22 protein-coding genes are annotated in these 20,261 nt (G+C 75.6%); 12 read left to right on the top strand and 10 right to left on the bottom strand.

Annotated elements, in window-relative coordinates; genetic code table 11:
* Positions 1-4 precede the first annotated feature (4 nt).
* From AC0VX2_RS11215 to AC0VX2_RS11235, 5 genes are all read left to right on the top strand, one after another.
* Positions 5-1,060, top strand: coding sequence for a FecCD family ABC transporter permease (locus tag AC0VX2_RS11215; RefSeq protein WP_078025657.1), 1,056 nt, complete (start codon positions 5-7; stop codon positions 1,058-1,060).
* Entirely contained in the window at positions 1,057-2,127 is a 1,071-nt protein-coding gene (locus AC0VX2_RS11220; RefSeq protein WP_078025656.1) for a FecCD family ABC transporter permease, read from the top strand. Before AC0VX2_RS11215 ends, AC0VX2_RS11220 begins: the two co-directional genes overlap by 4 nt.
* Positions 2,124-2,993: an ABC transporter ATP-binding protein gene (locus AC0VX2_RS11225; protein WP_101965884.1), complete on the top strand. Its 870-nt coding sequence runs from the start codon at positions 2,124-2,126 to the stop codon at positions 2,991-2,993. Before AC0VX2_RS11220 ends, AC0VX2_RS11225 begins: the two co-directional genes overlap by 4 nt.
* A complete protein-coding gene (locus AC0VX2_RS11230) occupies positions 2,990-4,045 on the top strand; it encodes a siderophore-interacting protein (protein WP_041104096.1) in 1,056 nt (351 codons plus the stop codon). Before AC0VX2_RS11225 ends, AC0VX2_RS11230 begins: the two co-directional genes overlap by 4 nt.
* Positions 4,046-4,143: 98 nt before the next feature.
* Positions 4,144-4,809 (top strand): SDR family oxidoreductase, encoded by a 666-nt coding sequence (locus AC0VX2_RS11235; protein WP_041104097.1) that lies wholly within the window; start codon positions 4,144-4,146, stop codon positions 4,807-4,809.
* Positions 4,810-4,932: 123 nt separating this feature from the next.
* Here the strand turns inward: AC0VX2_RS11235 and AC0VX2_RS11240 are convergent, their stop codons facing one another.
* From AC0VX2_RS11240 to AC0VX2_RS11250, 3 genes are all read right to left on the bottom strand, one after another.
* Positions 4,933-5,712, bottom strand: coding sequence for a Pr6Pr family membrane protein (locus AC0VX2_RS11240; RefSeq protein WP_100058928.1), 780 nt, complete (start codon positions 5,710-5,712; stop codon positions 4,933-4,935).
* Positions 5,713-5,837: 125 nt separating this feature from the next.
* Complete coding sequence (gene glsA, locus AC0VX2_RS11245; protein WP_020622111.1) at positions 5,838-7,208, bottom strand: glutaminase A; 1,371 nt, start codon at positions 7,206-7,208, stop codon at positions 5,838-5,840.
* Between the two features lies 1 nt (position 7,209).
* A complete protein-coding gene (locus AC0VX2_RS11250) occupies positions 7,210-7,872 on the bottom strand; it encodes a GNAT family N-acetyltransferase (RefSeq protein WP_020622112.1) in 663 nt (220 codons plus the stop codon).
* Between the two features lie 86 nt (positions 7,873-7,958).
* Here AC0VX2_RS11250 and AC0VX2_RS11255 point away from each other — a divergent pair, with 86 nt between their 5' ends.
* The 4 genes from AC0VX2_RS11255 to AC0VX2_RS11270 all read left to right on the top strand — a co-directional run bounded on the left by AC0VX2_RS11255 (position 7,959) and on the right by AC0VX2_RS11270 (position 11,742).
* Entirely contained in the window at positions 7,959-9,422 is a 1,464-nt protein-coding gene (locus tag AC0VX2_RS11255) for an FAD-binding oxidoreductase (RefSeq protein ID WP_239074307.1), read from the top strand.
* On the top strand, positions 9,419-9,874 hold the full coding sequence (locus AC0VX2_RS11260) for an acyl-CoA thioesterase (RefSeq protein ID WP_060974353.1): 456 nt from the start codon (positions 9,419-9,421) through the stop codon (positions 9,872-9,874). Before AC0VX2_RS11255 ends, AC0VX2_RS11260 begins: the two co-directional genes overlap by 4 nt.
* Positions 9,875-9,939: 65 nt before the next feature.
* Positions 9,940-10,782, top strand: a complete 843-nt coding sequence (locus AC0VX2_RS11265; protein ID WP_036314511.1) for a GTP pyrophosphokinase — start codon at positions 9,940-9,942, stop codon at positions 10,780-10,782.
* A gap of 162 nt (positions 10,783-10,944) precedes the next feature.
* Positions 10,945-11,742: a TVP38/TMEM64 family protein gene (locus AC0VX2_RS11270; RefSeq protein ID WP_020624722.1), complete on the top strand. Its 798-nt coding sequence runs from the start codon at positions 10,945-10,947 to the stop codon at positions 11,740-11,742.
* 17 nt (positions 11,743-11,759) lie between these two features.
* Here AC0VX2_RS11270 and AC0VX2_RS11275 read toward each other — a convergent pair whose 3' ends face one another.
* Genes AC0VX2_RS11275 through AC0VX2_RS11285 form a run of 3 tightly spaced genes read right to left on the bottom strand, consistent with a single transcriptional unit; the run spans position 11,760 to position 13,923 of the window.
* Positions 11,760-12,068 (bottom strand): hypothetical protein, encoded by a 309-nt coding sequence (locus AC0VX2_RS11275; protein ID WP_036314546.1) that lies wholly within the window; start codon positions 12,066-12,068, stop codon positions 11,760-11,762.
* A 39-nt stretch (positions 12,069-12,107) separates the two neighbouring features.
* The gene (locus tag AC0VX2_RS11280; RefSeq protein WP_020624721.1) at positions 12,108-12,662 is read right to left on the bottom strand and encodes a TIGR03086 family metal-binding protein; all 555 of its coding nucleotides are present in this window, start codon (positions 12,660-12,662) and stop codon (positions 12,108-12,110) included.
* Positions 12,663-12,672: 10 nt separating this feature from the next.
* Positions 12,673-13,923 carry a polysaccharide deacetylase family protein gene (locus AC0VX2_RS11285; RefSeq protein WP_020624720.1) on the bottom strand — a complete coding sequence of 417 codons (1,251 nt, stop codon included), beginning with the start codon at positions 13,921-13,923 and terminating at the stop codon, positions 12,673-12,675.
* Between the two features lie 311 nt (positions 13,924-14,234).
* On the opposite strand from AC0VX2_RS11285, the gene AC0VX2_RS11290 reads away from it, so the two are divergent.
* Positions 14,235-14,375, top strand: coding sequence for a hypothetical protein (locus tag AC0VX2_RS11290; protein WP_017488522.1), 141 nt, complete (start codon positions 14,235-14,237; stop codon positions 14,373-14,375).
* Between the two features lie 29 nt (positions 14,376-14,404).
* Positions 14,405-14,935, top strand: coding sequence for an SgcJ/EcaC family oxidoreductase (locus tag AC0VX2_RS11295; RefSeq protein ID WP_020624719.1), 531 nt, complete (start codon positions 14,405-14,407; stop codon positions 14,933-14,935).
* A 12-nt stretch (positions 14,936-14,947) separates the two neighbouring features.
* Here the strand turns inward: AC0VX2_RS11295 and AC0VX2_RS11300 are convergent, their stop codons facing one another.
* From AC0VX2_RS11300 to AC0VX2_RS11310, 3 genes are read right to left on the bottom strand one after another with little or no spacing between them, the layout of a single operon-like run.
* The gene (locus tag AC0VX2_RS11300) at positions 14,948-15,508 is read right to left on the bottom strand and encodes a GNAT family N-acetyltransferase (protein ID WP_020624718.1); all 561 of its coding nucleotides are present in this window, start codon (positions 15,506-15,508) and stop codon (positions 14,948-14,950) included.
* A 6-nt stretch (positions 15,509-15,514) separates the two neighbouring features.
* Positions 15,515-17,974, bottom strand: a complete 2,460-nt coding sequence (locus AC0VX2_RS11305) for a YhgE/Pip family protein (RefSeq protein ID WP_020624717.1) — start codon at positions 17,972-17,974, stop codon at positions 15,515-15,517.
* Positions 17,974-18,759 carry an ATP-binding cassette domain-containing protein gene (locus AC0VX2_RS11310; protein ID WP_043279211.1) on the bottom strand — a complete coding sequence of 262 codons (786 nt, stop codon included), beginning with the start codon at positions 18,757-18,759 and terminating at the stop codon, positions 17,974-17,976. Before AC0VX2_RS11310 ends, AC0VX2_RS11305 begins: the two co-directional genes overlap by 1 nt.
* A gap of 72 nt (positions 18,760-18,831) precedes the next feature.
* Between AC0VX2_RS11310 and AC0VX2_RS11315 the strand changes: the two genes are divergently transcribed.
* Positions 18,832-19,440 (top strand): TetR/AcrR family transcriptional regulator, encoded by a 609-nt coding sequence (locus tag AC0VX2_RS11315; RefSeq protein WP_020624715.1) that lies wholly within the window; start codon positions 18,832-18,834, stop codon positions 19,438-19,440.
* A gap of 21 nt (positions 19,441-19,461) precedes the next feature.
* Here AC0VX2_RS11315 and AC0VX2_RS11320 read toward each other — a convergent pair whose 3' ends face one another.
* Complete coding sequence (locus tag AC0VX2_RS11320) at positions 19,462-20,229, bottom strand: sulfite exporter TauE/SafE family protein (protein ID WP_020624714.1); 768 nt, start codon at positions 20,227-20,229, stop codon at positions 19,462-19,464.
* Between the last annotated feature and the right edge of the window lie 32 nt (positions 20,230-20,261).

Here is a 20,261-nt window from a genome sequence, read left to right on the forward strand (position 1 = left end):
CCCCATGCCGTCCACGGCCCTGGCCTCCCCGGCCCGCGTCCGCGCGGGCGTGCTGATGGGCGCCCTGCCCGCGGCGCTGCTGCTGGCGGCGCTCGTGGCCGGCGTCGCCCTCGGCGCGCGCACCGTGCCGGCGACGACGGCGCTCGACACCCTGGGCGCGATCCTCACCGGGCACCCCGTGCCGGAGGGCATCGAGGCGGCGGCCGTGGCCTCCCGCGTGCCCCGCGTGGTGACGGGGGCGCTCGTGGGGGCGGCGCTGGCCGTGGCCGGCGCCGCCCTGCAGGGGGCCACCCGCAACCCGCTCGGCGACCCGGGGCTGCTCGGGCTCTCCGCCGGCGCGGGGCTGGCCGTGGCGGCGGGCATGGCGCTCGGCGTCGCCGGGTCCACGTTCGGAGTGCTGGCGCTGGCCGCCGTCGGGACGCTGGTCGCGGCCGCGCTCGGCTACGCGGTGGCGGCGGCCGCCACACGGAGTGGCCGGACGCCCGGCGCCCCCTCCCCCATGGCGCTCGTGCTGGCCGGCGCGGCGCTCACCGCCGGCGCCACCGCCGGCACCACGGCCCTGCTCGTGCTCTCCCCCACGGTCCAGGACCGACTGCGGTTCTGGGCCGTGGGCACGGTGGCCCGCGCCGACCTCGGCGAGGCGCTCGCCCTGGCACCCGTCATCGCCGTCGGGCTGCTCGCCGCCGTCGCCGTGGCCCCCGGGCTCGACGCCCTCGCCCTCGGCGACGACCTCGCGCACGGCCTGGGCGGGCGCCCGGAGCGGGTGCGCGCGGTGCTGCTGGGCGCGGTCGTGCTGCTCACGGCCGCGGCGGTGGCGCTGGCCGGGCCGGTCGGGTTCGTGGGACTGCTCGTGCCCCACGCGCTGCGCCGTCTGCGGCCGCCGAGCACGCGGGCCCTGATGGTCGGCTGCGCCCTGTGGGGCGCCGTCCTCGTGATCCTCGCGGACCTCGCCGGGCGGCTCGTCGTGGCGCCCGGGGAGATCCACCTCGGGGTGACCACCGTCCTGCTCGGCGTGCCCGTGCTGCTGGCGCTGCTGCGCCGCCCGGGGGTGGCCGCATGAGCCTCCAGTGCACCGCCCCGGACGACGTCGTCGCCCGCCTGCGCCGCGCCGACCGGCGCCGCCTCGGAGGGGCCTGCGCGGGCCTCGCCGTGGCCGTGCTGGTCCTCGCCCTGCTGCGCGTGGTGTGGGGCACGTACCAGGTGACCGTCCCGGACCTCGTGCGGATCCTGGGCGGGGAGACGATCCCGGGAGCGAGCTTCATCGTGCTGGAGGAGAAGCTGCCCCGCGCCGTGGCCGCAGTGCTCACCGGCGCCGCCCTGGGCGCGGCCGGCGCGCTCTACCGGCGCACGCTGCGCAACCCCCTGGCCTCGCCGGACATCCTGGGCGTCACCCAGGGCGCCGCGGCGGCGGTCGTGCTGGGGATGCTGGCGACCGCCGGGCAGACCGGCGGAGGATCGGACCTGATGCGCGCCGCCACGGCACTGATCGGTGGCCTCGCGGCGGTGGTCGCCGTGTTCGCCACGGCCCGCTCGGTGGGGGGCGAGCGGTTCGTCGTGGCCGGCATCGCGGTGGCGGCGGCGGGCCAGGCCGTGGTGGCCGGGGCCATGCTCTCGCTGGCCCAGCACGACCTGCAGTCGGCCACCGTCTGGATCGCCGGCTCGCTCAACGGGGTCACGTGGGGCCGCATCGCGCTGCTCGCGGGCGTGCTCGTGGTCGCCCTGCCGCTGGCGGGGGTGCTCCACGCGCGGCTGGCCCCCGCCGACGTCGGCCCGGACCTCGCGCACGCCCTCGGCGCCCGGCCGCGTCCCACCTCGGCCGCGGCGCTGGGGCTCGGCGCGGTGCTGGCCGCCGTGGCGACCGCCGTCGTGGGGCCGCTGGCGTTCGTGGCGCTGCTGGCCACCCCGGTGGCGCGCGGGCTCACCCGTGGCCTGCCCTCCCTGCCCGCGGCGGCGCTCACGGGCGCCGCGCTCGTGCTGCTCGCGGACCTCGTGGCCGGTGAGGCCGTCCCCCTGCTCACCGGCGCCGCCCTGCCCACCGGTGTGCTCACCGGCGCCGCCGGCGCCCCGCTCATGCTCTGGCTGCTGCTGTGCCAGGGCCGGACCCCAGGAGGCGTGCGCTCCGCATGACCGCTCCCCCGCTCACCGTCCCGTCCCCCGCCGCACCGCGCGCCGGGGCCGCCGACGACGTCGCGATCCGCCTGCGCGGCCTGACGCTCGGCTACGGCCCGGCCTCGGCGCCGCCGATCGTCGCGGACCTCGACCTGGACGTGCCCGCCGGGCGCGTCACCGCGATCATCGGCGCCAACGGCTGCGGCAAGTCCACGCTGCTGCGCGGCCTGACCCGCCAGCTCGCCCCGCGCGCCGGGAGCATCGAGGTGCTCGGTCGGGACGCCGCCCGCGTGTCCGCGCGCGACTACGCCCGCACCGTGGCGCTGCTGCCCCAGCATCCCGTGGCGCCCGAGGGCATGACGGTGGCGCAGCTCGTGGCGCGCGGCCGTCACCCGCACCGCGGGCTCCTGGGCGGCCGGGCCGCCGGCGACGACGCCGCGGTCGCCGCGGCGCTCGAGAGCACCGACCTCGTGGAGCTCGCCGAGCGCGAGGCCGGCACGCTCTCCGGCGGGCAGCGGCAGCGGGCGTGGCTCGCCCTCGTGCTCGCCCAGCAGACCCCGGTGGTGCTCCTCGACGAGCCCACGAGCTACCTCGACCTCAGCCATCAGGTGGAGGTGCTCGACCTGGTGCGCACGCTCCCGGACCCGCGTGGCGAGGGCCGGGCGACCGTCGTCGCGGTGCTGCACGAGCTGAACCTGGCGGCGCGCAGTGCGGACCACATCGTGGCGATGGCCGCGGGCCGGGTGGTGGCGCAGGGCACGCCGGGCGAGGTGATCGTGCCGGAGGTGCTGGCCGAGGTGTTCGGCCTGGACGCGGACGTGGTGGCCGACCCGCTGCTGGGCCACCCCGTGGTGCTGCCGCGGGGGGACGGGGACCGCCGATGAGCGCCGACGGCATGATCGTGGCGCACACGCGCGTGGTGTCCGTGGAGCAGCCGTGCCGCGGGTTCCGGCGGATCGTGCTGGCGGGCCCGGACCTGGAGGCCGCCAGCGGGGACCTGCTGGGACTGCTGCCGCCCGGCGTCGCCGACCTGCACGCCCTGTACCGGGGCGCGCGGCCGCGCCGGGACGCCTATGTGAAGCTGCTGATCCCCCCGCCGGGCGGGACGTCGGCGGACCCGGACCTGTCCGCCGGGTTCCGCGCCGGGTTCCTGGCCATCCCCGAGGAGGAGCGCGGCTGGATGCGCACGTACACGGTGCGCTCGGCCGGGCTCGTGCGGCTCGACGGGCGGCAGGTGCCCTCGCTGACCGTGGACGTGGTGCTGCACGGCGACCCGGACGACCCCGCCGACCCGCATCAGGGGCCGGGCCTGCGCTGGGCGCGCGCCGTCCAGGCGGGGGACGCGGTGAACGTGCTGGTGCCCTCGGCGGAGGCGCCGGCGTGGTCCGGCTGGCGGCAGACGGGGGCGCACCGTGTGCTGGCCGTGGGCGACGAGACCGCCGTCCCCGCCCTGGTGTCCGTGGCGGAGGAGCTCGCGGACCCGTTCGGCGGGTTCGACGGCGAGGCGGACCTCGTGCTCGAGCTGCCCCACGACGGGCAGGCCGCCGACCTCATCGCCGAGCGCCTGGCCGTCCCCGAGCCGTGGGACTGGCGGGCCGTGACGGAGCTGACGGACCGGGGCCGCGTGCGCCTGCACGTGGGCCGCCGGGCGCCGGGGGCGCCGTCGGGGTCCTGGGCGCACGCCCGCCTCGCCGCCCTGCTGGGCGTGGACCCCGACGACGCCGGCGGGCCGGTCGCGCCGCCCGCGGCCTCCGTCGAGCGCGAGTGGACCGTCGCCGCCCTCGAGGCCGACGAACGGCCCGAGGCCTACGTGTTCCTCGCCGGGGAGTCCGCGATGGTGCGCGCCCTGCGCCGGCTCAGCGTGGGCCCCGGCGGCGTGCCGAAGAAGCACGTCTCCTTCATGGGCTACTGGCGGGAGGGCCAGGCGGAGAGCTGAGGAGTGGGGTGGTGGAGCGCCGCTCCGCCCTCGCACCGGCGTCGGGCTCTCCCTACTGTGGGAGTTCAGCACCCGATCGAACCGAAGGAGAGATTCCCATGACCCGCACCGTGATCATCGGCGGCCACGGCAAGGTGGCCCTGCTCGCCGCACCTCTGCTGGCGGAGGCCGGCCACGACGTCGTCTCGATCATCCGCAACCCCGATCACGCCGAGGACGTCCGCGCCGCCGGCGCCGAACCGCTCGTCCTGGACATCGAGAAGGCGGACCAGGAGGAGCTGCTCCACGCGCTGCGCGACGCGGACAACGTCGTGTTCTCCGCGGGCGCGGGCGGCGGGGACGCCCAGCGCACCCGGGCCGTGGACCACGACGCCGCCGTCGCCAGCATGCGCGCCGCCGAGGCCGCGGGCGTGCGGCGCTACGTGATGGTGTCCTACCTCGGCGCGTCCCTGCACCACGACGTGCCCGAGGACGACCCCTTCTACACCTACGCGCAGGCCAAGGCCGAGGCGGACGAGGCGCTGCGGGACTCCGGGCTGGCCTGGACCATCCTCGGTCCCGGCGCCCTGACCGACGAGGAGCCGTCCGGCCGCATCACCGTGGACCCGGACCTCTCCGACTCCGATGCCCCGCAGCGTGGGGCCAGCCGCGGCAACGTCGCCCGGGCGATCGTGGCCGTGCTCAGCGAGCCGGGCACGGTGGGCCGGAAGATCGACTTCGTGGACGGCGACGTGCCCGTGGCCGAGGCCGTCCGCGGCGACTGACGCGCCGCCGCCGTCGTCGGCCCCTCCCACCCGCGCTTTCGAACGTGAAAGGGGGCGAATGGGGGCTTTCGAACGTGAGATAGGCCCTCTCTCACGTTCGAAAGCGCCGGGGACCGCCCTCGCTCAGGCCGGGCCGAGGCGGCGGTCCACGGTGCCGAGCACGCCCATGAGCCCGGTGAAGCCGGCCAGGATCCCGGCGAGCACGACGCCCACGCTGCGTCGGCCGAGCCGCGGCACGTCCAGGAACGGGTACGGGTACCAGTCGATGCGGGGCCCGCGCGCCATGGTCGCCGCCGCCCACATCAGCGGGATGACCGAGGCCAGCCCGGCGCGCCGCGGCGTGATCTGCCCGCGGGGGTCGCACAGCGCCCACACCGCCGGGGCGAGCACGGGGTTGACGATGTGCTGCAGCGCGTCGTTGAACCGGTAGAGGAAGGTGTCCTGCTCGCGGCCGCGCAGCACCGCGTTGTAGACGATCCCCGTGACCATCACCGAGCCGAGTCCGGCGGTGCGCACGGCCCAGAACGCGTCCGACGTGGGCGCCTCACGACGCGCGGCCAGCGTCAGCGACGTGCCCGCGACCAGCGCGTTGGACAGCCACGTGAAGTACGCCGGCTGGTTGAGGGCGTGGGACCAGCCCGCGGGGAACCCGCCCTGATAGCCGACGCCCGGGATCACCATGGAGTCCTTGGACATCCCGATGGGGAACGAGGTCAGGCACCCGATCAGCGGCAGTGCCCCCGAGACCTGCCACGCCAGGCGGGTCCGACGGTCCACCGGCGGCACGGGACGCGGCTGCAGCCGGGACACGACGGCGTGCGCGATCCGCCCACGGACCCCCTGCGGGGCGGGGCGGGTGCGGCGGAGGGAGGGCAGGCTGACGCGGAGGGTGGAAAGGGGCATGGGGGTCGTCCTCGAACAGCGGGGTCAAGGGATGAGACCGCCCATTGTCACATGAACAGCAGTTGAACGAAAGGGAGCGAGACGGAGAGCACCGCCACGCCCCCCCTCCTGCCCGCCCCGCCGCCTCAGTGGGCGCCGGCCTCCTCCAGCGGCAGGATGCGCTCCGGATCCTCGACCTCCACGCGCACGCCGTCCGCCTGCAGCCGGCGCACGCCCTCGGCGATCAGCCGCCGGCCGACGTCGTCGATCCGGTCCACCCGCGTGAGGTTGAGCACCACGGTGCGGATGGGCCCGTCGTTCTCATCTCGGGCGGCCACGGCGGCGGCCTCGTACACCGCCCCGCCGCCGGTCGCGGCCGCGAGCGCCGCGCTGTCCGCCGCGGCCTCCTGCCACCGCGGGTAGACGGCGGCGTCCCAGCCGGTGCCGGGCTTCTCCGCACCGGTGCGCAGGTCCGTGAGCGCGTCCAGCACCGCCTCGGCGCCGCCGAACCGGATCACGCCCTGCAGGTGCAGGAACACGCGGTCACCCTCGCGTTCCACGAAGCGCACGGCGGTTCCGCCCAGGCTGTCGCCGTCCATGAGGTGCAGCCGGAAGTCCTCGGAGAGGCGGCGGCACGCCAGCACGCCGCGCGCCGAGTTGCCCACCTCGTCCAGGCGCGGCGAGAACACGCCGATCCCCACGCGGCCCGGCAGCGCGCCGAGCACACCGCCGGCCACCCCGGACTTGGCCGGGATCCCGACGTCGGCGAGCCACTGCCCGGCGGCGTCGTACATGCCGGAGGAGGTCATCACGGACACCACGCGCCGCGCCACGATGGACGGCAGCACGCGCTCACCCGTCATCGGATGGATGCCCCCGGTGGCCAGACACGCGCCCATCACGGCGAGGTCCTTGGCGGTGACGAGCACGGCGCACTGCGCCACGTACCCGGCCACGATCTCCTCGGCCGAGTCCTGCAGCACCCCGTAGCTGCGGAGCATGTGCCCCAGGGAGAGGTTGCGGTCCGAGACCGCCATCTCGGACTCGTACGTCTCCCGGTCCACCGCGAGCCGACGCCCGGCGAGCAGGGACATGATCTCCACGGCCCGGTCCAGCCGCTCCTTCCGGCTCGCCTCCGGCCCCACCAGCAGCTGGTGCACCGCGAGCGCGCCCGCGTTGATCATGGCGTTGTCCGGGCGGTGCGACTCCGCCTCGAGGGAGAGCTCGTTGAAGGCCTCGCCCGAGGGGTTCAGCCCCACCTGTCGGTCCACGGCGGCGAAGCCCCGGTCCACGAGCGCGGCCGCGTACGTGAACGGCTTGGACGCGGACTGGATGGTGAACTCCACGTCCGCGTCCCCCGCGGAGTGCAGCCGCCCGGTGGGGGTGGCCAGCGCGATGCCGAGGCGGTCCGGGTCCGCCTCCGCGAGCACGGGGATGTACTGGGCCGTCTCTCCCGGGTTCACGGCGCCGAGCTCGGTGATCAGGCTCGCCAGGTAGTCGGGGATCGGGTGTCTCATCTCAGGCCTCCCAGCGCAGGCAGGTCAGGGGCTCGCCCCCGGGCACGGGCACGTGGCCGGTCGCACGGAAGCCGAGCCGCTCATAGAACGGGACGGTGGCGGGCACGGACGCCTCGAGGTGCACGGGCAGACCCGACGCGCGGCGCTGGCCGTGGCGCACCAGCGCACTCGCCGCCCCGCGCCCGCGGGCGGACGGGACGGTGCCGACCTCCTCAAGGTACCAGTGCCGGCCTGCCGGGCGGGCACGCTCGCAGGCGGCCTGGATCCGCTTCAGGGCGAGGGTGTGGCGGCCGTGGACGGCGACCGCGGTGGGCAGCCCCGCCAGCAGGCCCGGCACGTCGACCCCGCGGGGGGCGGCGGGGGAGGTCCACACGGCGGCGCCGAGCAGCGTGCCATCGTCGGCGTCCACGGCGACGTCCACGGCGCCGAGCGGGGCGCCGTCGGCCCCCGCGCGCAGCCCGTGGCGCACGGCGGCGGTGAACTTGCGCTCGAGGCGGGCCTCGCGCCGGTCCTCGGGCACGAGCCCGAGCGTGTACGGGTCCGTGGCGAAGGCCTCGGCGAGGACGGCGCCCACGCGGCGGGCGGTGTCCTCGCGGGCTCCACCCGGGCGCAGGGTGAGCACGTGGACGCGGGGGCGCGGCGCAGCGGGGTCCGGGGAGGTCATGGTCGCCAGTCTAGGGACGGGGCCGGGCGCGTCATCGGACCGGCCGACGCACGTTCCACCCCGTGTGATCGGCGACACTGGTGGACATGGACTCCTCCGCACCCCTCGACCCGACCCGCGCCGCCCCGCCTGCCGCGGACGCCCCGCCCGCCGACGTCGTCGCCCGCCTGCAGGCGGAGCTGCCCGGCCGCGTGGACGTCTCCGCCGCCGCACTCGAGGCCGCCCGGGCGGACCGCTCGGGGCATCGCTCCCCCGCCGCGCCGCTGGCCGTGGTCCGCGCGCGGACGGTGGAGGACGTGCAGGCCGCGTGCCGGATCGCGCACGGGACCCGCACCCCGCTGGTCACCCGCGGAGCGGGCACGGGGTTGGCCGGCGGCGCCGTCGCGGGGGCGGGCGAGATCGTCCTGGACATGACCGCGATGGACCGGATCCTGGAGGTCTCCCCCGCGGACCGCGTGGCCGTCGTCGAGCCGGGGATCCTCAACGGGGCGCTGAACGCCGCGCTCGCCGAGCACGGGCTGTGGTGGGCCCCGGATCCCGCGTCGAAGGACATCTCCACGGTGGGCGGCAACATCGCGATGAACGCCGGCGGGCTGCTGTGCGCCAAGTACGGCGTCACGCGCGAGGCGGTGCTGGGCCTGGACGTGGTGCTCGCGGACGGCACCCTGCTGCGGCTGGGCCACCGCACCGTCAAGGGGGTGACCGGCTACGACCTGGTCGCGCTGATGATCGGCTCGGAGGGCACGCTCGGCGTGATCGTGGGCGCGACGCTGGCGCTGCGGCCGGCCGTGCGCGGCGTGCCCGTGACGCTCGGCGGGTTCTTCCCGGACGTCGTCGCGGGCGCCGCCGCGGCCGAGGCGATCACCGGGGCCGGTCACGTGCCCGCCCTGATGGAGCTGATGGACGAGGCGACGCTCGCCGCGGTGCGCGCGCACGCGGGGCCCGAGCGCGGGGCCGCCCTGCCCGAATCCGGCGCGTTCCTGCTGGTGCAGGCCGACGGCGCCGGCGCCGAGGCGGACGGGGAGGCCATGGCCGCCCTCATGCGCGCCCACGGCGGGGACGTCACCGTGACCGTGGACCCCGCCGAGGGGGAGGCCCTCATGGCCCTGCGCCGCACCGCGTTCCCCGCGCTCGAGCGCCTCGGCACCCCGCTCGTGGAGGACGTGGCCGTCCCGCGCAGCCGCATGGCCGAGATGTTCGCGCGGATCCGTGAGATCGAGGCACGCACCGGCGTCGCCATCCCCACCACGGCCCACGCCGGGGACGGCAACCTGCACCCGATCCTGCTGTTCGGCGCGGCGGCGCAGGTGGGCGGCGCGGCCGAGGACGCCGCGTCGATCCCGGCGGACGTGTGGGAGGCCGCCGGCGAGCTGTTCCGCGCGGGCCTGGAACTCGGCGGCACGCTCACCGGCGAACACGGCGTGGGCCTGCTCAAGCGCGCGTTCCTGCGAGACGAGCTCGGCGACGCCCAGCACGACCTCCAGCAGCGCATCAAGGCCGTGTTCGACCCGCACGGCATCCTCAACCCAGGAAAGGTGTTCACCCCGTGACGCAGCCGACCACCCCCGAGACCCCCGCCGACGCCGGCACGCCGACCCCGTTCGAGGTCGGGCTGCAGCTGCGCTGGTCCGACGAAGACCGCTACGGCCACGTCAACAACGCCCGCCTGCTCACCCTCGCCGAGGAGGCGCGCGTGCGCGCCCTGGCCGCGTGGGCCACGACGACGGCGTCCCCGGACGTCCAGCGCGTCGTGCGGTCCATGGAGGTCCAGTACGAGGCGCCCGTGGTCTACGCCGGGCCCGAGGTGACGGCGCGGGTGTGGATCCTGCGGATCGGCCGGACGTCCTTCACGCTGCGCCACGAGCTGTGGCAGGACGGGCGGCGCTGCGTGCTGTGCGACGCCGTGTTCGTGCAGGTGGACCCGGCGGCCGGGCGGCCCGTGGCCGTCTCCGACGAGGAGCGCGCCGCCTTCGAGCGCGTGCTGATCCCCGCCGAGGACTGACGGGCCGCCGTCGGGCCTGTGGACGGCCTGCCGTCTCGCAGGATCCCGCCGTAGGCTCTGAGGCCATGGAGCAGGACCCTTCCCCGGACGCGCCCGCGCCCTCGGCGGACGTCGAGGCGCTGCGCGGCACCCCCGTGTCCGAGTTGACGCAGCTCACCCCCGCGGCGTCAGGGGCGCTGGAGCGGCTGCGCCGAGACGTCGAGCGCTTCGACCTCGAGTACCGCTCGGCCCTGCTCCAGGTGGAGGCGCGGCTCGAGGTGCTGCGGGACGAGTTCACGCACCTGCACGACTACAACCCCATCGAGCACATCGTCACGCGGGTGAAGTCGCCGGAGTCGATCCTGCGCAAGGCCTCCGCCCGCGGGCTGTCCCTGGACCTGGACGCGCTGCGCACCAACGTCACGGACATCGCCGGGGCGCGCGTGATCGTCAGCTTCGCCCGGGACGTGTACCGCGTGTTCCGCCAGTTCACGCAGCAGCCGGACATCCGGGTGCTCGAGGTGGAGGACTACATCTCCCGGCCCAAGCCCTCGGGCTACCGCAGCCTGCACTGCCTCGTGCAGGTGCCGATCCACCTGTCCACCGGCACGATCCCGGTGACCGTGGAGATGCAGTTCCGCACGAGCGCCATGGACTTCTGGGCCACGCTCGAGCACAAGATCAACTACAAGTTCGACGGCGGCGTGCCCCCGGACATCGCGACCGAGCTCGTGGCCGCCGCCCGCGTGGCTGCGGACCTGGACACCCGCATGGAGCGCCTGCACGACCAGGTGCAGGAGACCGACAGGGACGACGACGCCGCCGCGGCCTGGGAGGACGACGGCGGTCCCGTCTTCGAGGACGAGCCGGCGGCGGGGCCGGGCGAGGCGCGGCCGGGTGACGACGCGCCCGGCGCGTCCACCGTCTGAGCCCCTCCGTCCACACCCGGCGGGCCGCGTGCACAGGGTTCTCCACAGAGTTGTCCACAGGTGTGGATGAGTCACACGCGTGTGATCCAGCAAAGCAGAGCAGGGCGTGACCGCAGGCCAGGGAGGACATGCGGAGGGAGCGGCTGCCGGTAGCCTGAGCCGATGCCCTCCACCGCCGTGCCGCCGCGCGACTCCGGCGCCGCCTCCACCCTGCCCGCCCGCACAGGGCACCGCGGGGTGTCGATCCTGCGCACCGCCGCCCTCGTCCTCGTGGTGGCGGCGTTCGTGTGGCTGGCACTCACCGTGCGCCTGCCCGGCGTGGACGAGCTGCGCGCCCAGCTGGACGGCTTCGGCTGGTGGAGCTGGCTGGCGTTCACCGTGCTGTACGCGGCCGTGGCGCTCACCCCCATCCCCGTGACGATCATGGCGGTCACCGCCGGTGTGCTCTTCGGCGCGATCGAGGGGACGGTGCTGTCCGTCGTCGGAGCCCTGCTGGGCTCGCTCGGGGCGTACGGCATCGCGCGCGCGGTCGGACGCGAGGTGGTCCTGCGCGGGCTCGGCCGCCACGCCGAGACCGTGGAGCGGCGGCTCGAGGACACCGGGTTCCTCGCCCTGCTGGCCCTGCGCGTCGCCCCGGGGCTGCCGTACTGGCCCGTGAACTACGGGGCGGGCGCGCTCGCCGTGCCGCTGGGGATCTTCGCCGGCTCCACCGCGGTCGGCGTGATCCCCGGGCAGCTCTCCCTCGTGGCGATGGGGGCGTTCGCGGTGCGCCCGGGCGTCGTGAACGGCGTGCTGCTCGGGGTGGGCTGGCTCGCCGTGGGCGGTCTGACCCTGTGGGCGGTGCGGCGCTGGCGACGGGCAGCCCGGGCCGCGGAGGGGCCGGCGGGCTCGGAGGGGCCGGAAAGCCCGCGGAGTGGTCAGGACACGCCGTCTCCGCGTGCGCGACGCGGCGTGTCGTGACCACTCTGCGCCGGACGTCAGCCGAGGGTTGTGTACCGCACGCCGAACTTGCTGCTGACCTGCAGGAACACGAGCACGTCCGTGCCGCGCGCGTAGGCGGGCATGCCGTACCAGGTGCGGGGTTCGAGCTCCGGGGCCGCCTCCGTGACGATCCGGTGCACCCCCACCGCCATGGCGCGGTCCTGCTCGGGCATCTCCTCGATCTTCACCAGCAGGTCCTGCAGGGCGTCGGCCTTCTTCCTGCCGCCGCGCTGGGCGCGCAGCTCCTGCGCGCGCTCGGCGATCGCGGCCTGCTCCGCGGCGCTGAAACCGGTGGACTCGCTCACGGTGCCTCCTGGGGTGCGGGGACGGGTCCTGCCCTGGTCTCAGCCCCGACGGCCCAGGCGACCGAGCAGGCGGGTCTGCCGGTCGGCGTCGTCGGCCACGGGGACGGGCTCGCCCAGGATGCCGGGCGTGTAGGCGGCGTCGCCGAACAGTTCCAGCGACTCCTCCACGCAGTCGATCTCCGCGTCCGTGAACCGCGCGTCCACGCCCTGCGAGCGGGCCAGGTCCCAACGGTGCACGATCACGTCGAACGCGTGGAAGCGGATCAACGCCTCACCCACGGGCATCTCCCCGAGCGCGGTCTTCATGGGCCGCAGGATGAACTCCTCGTCACCGGCGAGGGCGGACATGGCGGCGGCGTGCTTGGCCCACTGGGTGGCCATCTGCTGGCGGGAGCCGTCGAAGAGGGGCACCTCACGGCCCTGGCGGGCGGCGAAGTCGCGCTGGCCGGCGATCACGTGGTCCAGCAGGTCCAGCGCGTCCCAGCCCTCGCACGGGGTGGCGGCGTCCCAGTCCCGCACCTCCCGGACGACGGCGGTGAACGGCTCGGCGGCCGCGTTCCAGCGGGCCTCGACCTCGGTGGCGGGGATGGACATGGTGCTCTCCTCAGGGTCGCGGGGTTCTCGGGGCCGCGGCGGGCGACGACGGCGCCGGGCTCGGCTTCTTCGGGCCGCGGATGGACTCGGGGCGGGCCGGGTCCAGGACGGACCGGGGGTCGAAGAACTCCTCCAGCACGGGCCGCTCGCCCGAGACGGCCGCGGCGAGGCTGATGCCGTCCACGTTGATGCGCGAGCCGCGGTAGTAGCCGGGCTCGAGCTGGCCCCACGCCTTGGAGGTGCCGTCCACGAGGAAGAAGGAGCGGTAGCCGAGCTCGCGGAAGTAGCGGTACCGCTCGTTGTCCTCCGTGTACGTGCCGGGGCCGGTGACGTCCGCGCCGAACGGGTAGATGAGCATGTCCGTGGGGCCGAGGATCGGCTCGACCTCCTCGTGCCAGTGCCCCATGTCGAACTCGAGCTCCTCCATGGTCAGCTTCGGCACCGTCCGGTGGCCCCACGTGTGGGAGGCGAACTCCCAGCCGCTGTCCTTGAGCGCGTCGGCGACCTCGGTGGCGGCCGCGACGTCGGCGTCGAACGTGGGGCTGTCCCCGAACTCGCGGGCCGAGGTGCGGTAGCCGAACACGCCGTCGTAGCCGGTCATGGCCAGCACGCCGCGGGCGCCGTTGAGGCTGAAGTCCGGGTGCTCGGCGAGGAAGTCGTCCAGGCGCGGGACGACGTCGAACGCCCCGACGTGCGTGGTGCCCTCGGCGTCCGTGTACTCGTTGCGGACGCGGCCGTCCTCGGCCACGATCAGGCGGTCCGCGAAGCCGTCGCCGTCCATGTAGAGGTAGTACGAGCAGTCGTCCAGGGAGAGGATCAGCGGGGTCCGGCCCTCGGGGACCATGAGGGTCTTCGGGCGCACGACGTCGTCCTCCCCCACCTCGTACAGCTCGTGCGGGGAGACCAGCACGTAACCGCGCTCGTAGACCTGCCGGATGACGGCGTCGAACTCGTCCACCGTGACCATGAAGTCCAGATAGCCGCCGGCCTTGTCGTCGCCGTCGAAGGCGCGGGCCGGGTCCACCACGAGGGAGTGGAAGAACAGGTGCGGAACCCGGGCCACGTCCGACCAGGCCACCGGTTCGCCGGCGGGCGGCGGACCAGCGGGGGCGGCGGAGGTGGGCGCGGACGAGGTCGGCACGGACGACGACGCCGCGTCCTCCCCGTCCTGCCCGCAGGCGGCCAGCAGTCCCGATCCGAGCAGGGCGGAACCGGCCAGGAGCATCTGTCGGCGGGTTGGCTGCGGCACGGGCGGGGGCATCGGGCACCTTTCTCCGGGGGCACCCATCATCCCAAGGCCGCCCGGCCCGGGACCACCCCTGCCGGGCGGGCGGGCGGAGGTGGGAACCGGCCGGGCATGGGAGGCCGGCCGGCGGCGGGGCTCGATCCGCCGTAGACGGCCCAGAGTGGTCACGCGGACGACCCGAGCTCGGCGCGGACCGTGTTCGACCGCTTCGTGTTCAGCAACCACATCCGCAGCTTCAGCGTCGACTGAGCCCCGGCTGGGAGGCGCCTTCGACGCGCGCCGACGCACGCGCCCCTCGCGCCGTGCCGCGTGCCACACTGGCGAGCGTGACCCGACGTCCGGATGCACCGCCCCCGGCCGACCCGCGCACGCGTGCGGCCCTGCGCGCCGTGCTCACGGTCCTGGCCGTGATGGCGGTGCTGTTCGCCGCCGTCGTGCTGACGCTGGCCTACGGACCCGCCCGCTGAACCCGCCCTTCCCCGATCCAGGAGCAGCCATGTCCCCCGCGGACCCCACCGCCGACGTCGCGGCCCGACCGACCGGCCCCGCCGCGGTGGCCGAAGCCTTCGCGGCCGCCTGGAACGCCGCCGACGCCGACGCGCTCGCCGAGCTGTTCGCCGAGGACGCGGACTTCGTGAACGTGGTGGGCGTGTGGTGGAGGCGGCGTCGGCAGATCCGGGTGAACCACGCGCTCGGCTTCCGCTGGATGTTCCCGCACTCGCGGCTCGAGCTCGGGCGCGTGCGGGTGCGGGAGCTCGGGGACGTGGCAGTGGTGCACGCGCCGTGGACCATGACGGGGCAGACCGCGCCCGACGGCGACGAGGCCGGCGAGCGCACCGGCGTCCTGTTGCTCGTGGTGCGCCGCACCGAGACCGGGGCGTGGGAGGCGGTGGCCGGGCAGAACACGGATTCCGTGCCCGGGGCCCAGACCCACCTGGCCGACGACGAGGGGCTCGCCGCGGTGCACTATCACCCGTCCGCGTGGTTCGACCCCGACGAGGACCCGGACGGCCCGGAGGCCTGCTGAGCGGCGACCGGCTCACGCCACCGTCAGCAGCCGCACCCAGTCGTCCTCGACCCGCTCCCCGCCGACCACGAACTGCCGCGCCCCGACCGTCTCGAAGCCGAGGCGCTCGTAGAACCGGTTGGCCCGTGCGTTCTGCGCGTTCGTGCCGAGCCACACGTGCCGGAACCCCAGCCGCCGCAGCCGCTCGACGCCGTCGTGCACGAGGGCCTCGGCCAGCCCGGTGCCGCGCCCCTCGGCGAGCACGTACAGCTTCGAGAGGTGGCCGGCCGGCACGTCGCCGAGCCGCTCCGTGACGGGTGCCTCGGGGGCCGCGGCGGTCTCGTACATGGCGTAGCCGAGCAGGGTCTCCGGGGCGTCGGCCGCGGCGCCCACGAGCACGATCCGCTCCGGGTCCGCGATCCACGCGGCCACGGCGGCCTCACTCAGGTGCAACGCGATGTGCGCCTCCACCGCGGCACGCGGCAGCGAGGCCGGGGAGGCGTCCGGGAAGGTGGCCGCGGCGATCGCGGCGATCGCGGGCGCGTCCTCGGGGCGGGCCGGACGGACGACGGCGGCGCGGGGTGCGGAAGTCATCCCCGCTCAGGCCTGCAGCGCGGGGTGCAGGTCCTTCATGCGGAACCGACGCCGGCGCCGCACCACGAGCACGTCCAGGGCGAGCGCCGCCGCCCCGATGCCCATCAGCACGACCACCGGCACCCAGAAGCGCTGGTCCGGACCGCCGGAGATCGCGTTGCGGAACGCCTCGATGGAGTAGCTCATCGGCATGAACGGGTGCAGCGCCTGGAAGAAGCCGGGCAGCACCTCGGCCGGGTAGGTGCCGCCGGTGGAGGCCAGCTGCAGGACCAGCAGGACCAGCAGCAGCGCCGAACCGGGGGTGCCGAGCGCCGTCTGCATCAGGTGCGCGATGAGGGAGAACACCACGGCCACGAGCACCGTCAGGGCCACGGCCCGCACCGGGTGCACGGGGGCCAGGCCCAGCGGCAGCGTGGCGGCCAGCATGAGCAGGCCGCCGCCCACGGCCACGATGCCCACGGGCAGCCACGCGGCCAGCGCGATCGCCACCGGGTTGCGGCGCCCGGCCAGCAGCCGCCCGCTGATGGGCCGCATGATGTTGAACGCGGCGATGCCGAACACCCACAGCGCGATGGAGAAGAACATCGGCGCCATGCCGCGGCCGTAGACCTCCGCGGAGTTGTCCACCTGCATCACGGCCTCCACCGGCCGGGACATCACCAGGGCGGCCTCGTCCCGCTCGTCCTCGGTCAGGGCGGGGACGCGGTCGACGCCGTCGGAGAGCCCGGAGGCGAGCTCGTGGGCGCCGTCGTCGAGGGTGCCGAGGCCGGCGCGCAGCTCCCCGGCGCCGTCCTGGAGCTGGGCCAGGCCGCCGTCGAGCTCGGTGGCGCCGGACTCCAGCTGCCCCGCACCGTCCTGCAGGGTCAGCGCCCCGTCGTGGAGCGCGGCGTTGCCCTCGGCGAGGGTGGTCGCCCCGTCCGTCAGCTCGCCGAGGCCGGACTGCAGCTCCCCGGCGCCGTCCTGGAGCTGGGCCAGGCCGCCGTCGAGCTCGGTCGCGCCGGAGCCCAGCTGCTCGAGGCCGTCCGCGAACTTCCCGGCGCCGTCGGCGAGGGAGTCGGCCCCGTCCTTCGCCTCACCGATCCCGCCCTGCAGCTTCTCCGCGCCCGCGGCCACGGCGTGGGCGCCGTCGTTGAGGTCCGTCAGATCCGCCTTGGCGGAGGCGGCGACGTCGTCCTCGACGAAGCCCTGGACGCGCTCGTTGGCGGCCGCGGAGGTCGCGGCGGCCTCCTCGGCGCGGCCGGCGACGGCGGTCACCCGCTCGTCCGCGCCGGTGAGCGCCTCCTGGAGCGCGGCGTACTGCTCGGACTCGGCGAGCGTCGGGTCCTCTTCGGCGAGCTCGGCCAGGGCGGCCTGCGCGTCGGCGATGCGGGCGCCCGCGCCGTCCTCGGCCGTGCCGGCCACCTCGGCGACCCGCTGGACGTCCTCGTCCACCGCGGCGACGTCGGCGGCCACCGCGTCCTGCCGCTCGATCACCTGGTCCAGGCCGGGGATCACCGTGTCGTAGAGCTGCTGGGTGCCGTCGGCCACCTGCGTGGCGCCGTCGGTGAGCTCGGCCGATCCGGTCTGCAGTTGGGCCAGCCCGTCGGAGAGGTCCGTGGCGCCCTGACGCAGGGCGGGGGCGTTCTCGGCGAGCTGCCCGGCTCCGTCGGCGAGGGCCTGGGATCCCTCGCGCGCCTGGTCGAGCCCGTCGGCCAGGCGGCCGGCCCCGTCCTGCGCGGATGCGGCGCCCTCGGCGAGTCGCTGGGCGCCGTCGTCGGCCTGGGCGGCGCCGTCCGCGAGGTCACCCGCACCCGTGGCGAGCTGGCCCGCGCCCTCGGCCAGCTTGCCCGAGCCGTCGTGGGCCTGGACGATCCCGTCCTCCAGCTGGCTCGCGCCGTCCTCCGCGGAGGCCGTGCCGTCGGCCAGCTGCGCGGCGCCGTCGGCGGCGTCCACCATGCCCGACCGCAGCTCGCCGAGGCTGGAGAAGACGGCCTCGAAGTACGCCTCGATCGCGGACCGGTTCACGGCGGCCTCGACCTTGGCCTGGCTCGCGTTCGTGACGGAGCCGATCACGAAGCCGTTGGCGTCGTCTCGGCGCAGGGTGATCTGCGCCTGCCGCGGTGTCCCGCCGCCCTCGGGGCTGACGAGGTCACGACTGAGCTCGGCGGGGATCTCCAGGACGAGGTAGTACCGGCCCTCCCGCAGTCCCTCCTCGGCCTCCTCGCGCGTGGTCTCGCGCCAGTCGAAGGCGCGGTCGTCCTTGAGGCGTTCGGTCATGTCCGCGCCGGTGCGCAGCGTGGTGTCGCCGCGCTGGACGGGTTCGTCCTCGTTGACGATCGCCACCGGCAGACGGTCCATGGCCCCGTAGGGGTCCCAGTTCGCGGACAGGTAGAGGGCGCCGTAGATGGCGGGGACGAGGAAGATGAACAGCAGGGCGAGCAGGGGCAGGCCACGGCGGAAGCGTCGCAGCTCGTAGCGGAACAGCATCAGTTCTCCCGGACGGGGGGCAGGGTGAGGACGACGGCGTCGCGCGGCACGGGCGCGGAGGCCACGGCGCTCACCGCGAACGGGTGGCCGTGGTCCTTGAGGACGTCCAGGGCCGCGTGGAGCGCGACCAGCTGATCGAGGGTCAGGGTGGCGTCCACGTCGTCGAAGGTGACGAGGCGGGCCGGGCGCAGGCAGGCGACGACGGCGGCCAGCAGCGCGCGATCGGGCGCGGACAGCTCCCCGACGACGGCCTCCGGCGCCACGGTCAGCCTCACCGCGTCGGCGAGGAGGGCGAAGCGTGCGCGGCCGGCGCGGCGGCGCACGCCGTCGGTGAGACAGCGCTCGTCCACGACCTCGGCCGCGGTCAGCGCCGGCTCGAGCTCCACCACGTCGGTGGTGTGGGCGACGGCGGTGCGGGCGCGCAGGGCGTGCGGGTGGCGCGCGGCGTCGATCGGGGGCCGGTACGCGCGGGCGGCGGGCCGCTCCGGCCCGTCCAGTGCGACGTCCACGGGGCCGCCGGTGAGCACGAGCTCGCCCCGCACGCCCTGCAGGCGCCCCGTGAGGGCGAGCAGCAGGGCCGAGCGGCCCGAGCCCTGGGTTCCGAGCACGGCCAGGTGGGTCTGCGGGGGCAGCACGAGGTCGAGGGAGCCGAACACCGGCCCGCGACTGCCGCGCAGGGTCAGACCGCGCGCCACGAGGGTGGCGGGCGGGAGGTCGTCGAGGTGCGCCGGGTCGGGGGCGGGCCCGGGGCCATGGTGATCGGCGTCGGTGGGAGTGGAAGACATGGGCCCTCTTTGCCGAGTCGAGGCGGATTCAATACCATCGGTATTCAATACCATCGGCATCGAGAGGGCAACATGGCGACCCGACCCCGCCGCGAGGATGTCCGCGCGGCCATCCTCGACCACGCGGCTCGGGTGTTCGGACGGGAGGGTTACGCGCGCTCCTCCCTCGCCCGCATCGCGGCGGAGGCCGGCTACACGAAGGGCGCCGTCTATTCCGGTTTCGCGGGGAAGCCGGACCTCTTCGCCGCCGCCTGCACCGTCCAGTTCGAGCGGGCGACCACCCGAGCCATGGACGGCGTCGCCGACGCCCTGGACGACCCCGACCTGCCGCGCGAGGACCTGGTGGCCCGCGTGGCGGAGGCCCTGGCCGACGTCGTGCTCGAGACCACGGGCTCCTGGCCCCTGCTCCTCCACGAGTTCCAGGCCGTGGGCCTGCGCGAGCCCGCCGTGGGGAGAGCCTACCGGACGCTGACCGTCCGGCGGCGGGACTTCCTGGCCGGCCTGCTGCGCGAGCACCGCGTGCTGGCCGACGTCCCGGACGAGCAGGTCACACACACTGCGGCCATGCTCCTGATGCTCGTGCACACGCTGTCGGTCGAGCGGCACCTGGCCCCGGAGGACCTGACGGTGGACGACGTGCGGGACACGCTGGCCGCGGCCGTGCGCTCCCTCCTGCCCTGACGCCTGCGCGCCGGCCCCGCCTCAGCCCAGGGTGCCGGCCACACCGCGCACCAGCGCCAGCGTGCCCCCGACGCCGGCCAGGCAGATCGCGAGGACGCGCGCCTTCGCGGGGTCCACCCGGCGGGCCACCACCGAACCGGGCAGGACACCCAGCGGGCCGCCCACCACCACGGCGACCCACACCGGCCACGGCACGTGCAGCCCCGCGGGCACGGCCGCGCCGAACAGCGACTTGGTGACCAGCGAGGTGAGATTGGCCAGCAGGAACACGGGCTGGAGGGTGGCCGCCCACGAGCGCTGGTCCCACCGGCTCGCCACCGCGTAGACCGCGAGCGCCGGCCCGGCGATGCCCGCGGTGGTGTTCATGAACCCGGCGACGGCGCCGGAGGCGAACACGGCCCCGTCCCCCTGGGCGGTGAAGCGCTGCTGCAGGCCCAGGACGGCGGCCACGGCCACCAGCACGGAGGACCCCAGGAGGATCTCGAGTGCGTGGGCGTCCAGGACCCGCACGGCCCACGCCCCCGCGAACGAGCCGGTCACGAGCAACGGCGCGAGGCGGACGAAGCGCGGCCAGTCCACATGCCGGTGCAGCATCGCGAACAGCAGCACCGCGGACACCGAGGCGGCCACGTTGGACAGCGTCACCCCCGCCACCGGGCCCAGGAGCAGGGACAGCGTGGGTGCGGCGATCATGCCCACACCCATTCCGCTCACCCGCTGGAGCGTGCCGCCCAGGGTGATCGCGGCCAGCGCGACGACGGCCGGCAGCCACACCAGGGAGGGGTCCATGCGGGCAGTATGCCGGAGCCGGGGGTGCCCGT

This window comes from Micrococcus sp. iso_239 (assembly GCF_056173395.1).

Excerpts from the sequence above, each read along its gene's own strand:
- AC0VX2_RS11305 (WP_020624717.1), bottom strand. The coding sequence starts at position 17,974 with ATGCTGTTCCGCTACGAGCTGCGACGCTTCCGCCGTGGCCTGCCCCTG.
- AC0VX2_RS11320 (WP_020624714.1), bottom strand. The coding sequence starts at position 20,229 with ATGGACCCCTCCCTGGTGTGGCTGCCGGCCGTCGTCGCGCTGGCCGCG.
- AC0VX2_RS11295 (WP_020624719.1), top strand. The coding sequence starts at position 14,405 with ATGTCCCCCGCGGACCCCACCGCCGACGTCGCGGCCCGACCGACCGGC.
- AC0VX2_RS11215 (WP_078025657.1), top strand. The coding sequence starts at position 5 with ATGCCGTCCACGGCCCTGGCCTCCCCGGCCCGCGTCCGCGCGGGCGTG.
- AC0VX2_RS11255 (WP_239074307.1), top strand. The coding sequence starts at position 7,959 with ATGGACTCCTCCGCACCCCTCGACCCGACCCGCGCCGCCCCGCCTGCC.
- AC0VX2_RS11310 (WP_043279211.1), bottom strand. The coding sequence starts at position 18,759 with ATGTCTTCCACTCCCACCGACGCCGATCACCATGGCCCCGGGCCCGCC.
- AC0VX2_RS11240 (WP_100058928.1), bottom strand. The coding sequence starts at position 5,712 with ATGCCCCTTTCCACCCTCCGCGTCAGCCTGCCCTCCCTCCGCCGCACC.
- AC0VX2_RS11265 (WP_036314511.1), top strand. The coding sequence starts at position 9,940 with ATGGAGCAGGACCCTTCCCCGGACGCGCCCGCGCCCTCGGCGGACGTC.
- AC0VX2_RS11280 (WP_020624721.1), bottom strand. The coding sequence starts at position 12,662 with ATGTCCATCCCCGCCACCGAGGTCGAGGCCCGCTGGAACGCGGCCGCC.
- AC0VX2_RS11300 (WP_020624718.1), bottom strand. The coding sequence starts at position 15,508 with ATGACTTCCGCACCCCGCGCCGCCGTCGTCCGTCCGGCCCGCCCCGAG.
- AC0VX2_RS11230 (WP_041104096.1), top strand. The coding sequence starts at position 2,990 with ATGAGCGCCGACGGCATGATCGTGGCGCACACGCGCGTGGTGTCCGTG.
- AC0VX2_RS11225 (WP_101965884.1), top strand. The coding sequence starts at position 2,124 with ATGACCGCTCCCCCGCTCACCGTCCCGTCCCCCGCCGCACCGCGCGCC.
- glsA (WP_020622111.1), bottom strand. The coding sequence starts at position 7,208 with ATGAGACACCCGATCCCCGACTACCTGGCGAGCCTGATCACCGAGCTC.
- AC0VX2_RS11250 (WP_020622112.1), bottom strand. The coding sequence starts at position 7,872 with ATGACCTCCCCGGACCCCGCTGCGCCGCGCCCCCGCGTCCACGTGCTC.
- AC0VX2_RS11315 (WP_020624715.1), top strand. The coding sequence starts at position 18,832 with ATGGCGACCCGACCCCGCCGCGAGGATGTCCGCGCGGCCATCCTCGAC.
- AC0VX2_RS11235 (WP_041104097.1), top strand. The coding sequence starts at position 4,144 with ATGACCCGCACCGTGATCATCGGCGGCCACGGCAAGGTGGCCCTGCTC.
- AC0VX2_RS11220 (WP_078025656.1), top strand. The coding sequence starts at position 1,057 with ATGAGCCTCCAGTGCACCGCCCCGGACGACGTCGTCGCCCGCCTGCGC.
- AC0VX2_RS11285 (WP_020624720.1), bottom strand. The coding sequence starts at position 13,923 with ATGCCCCCGCCCGTGCCGCAGCCAACCCGCCGACAGATGCTCCTGGCC.
- AC0VX2_RS11270 (WP_020624722.1), top strand. The coding sequence starts at position 10,945 with ATGCCCTCCACCGCCGTGCCGCCGCGCGACTCCGGCGCCGCCTCCACC.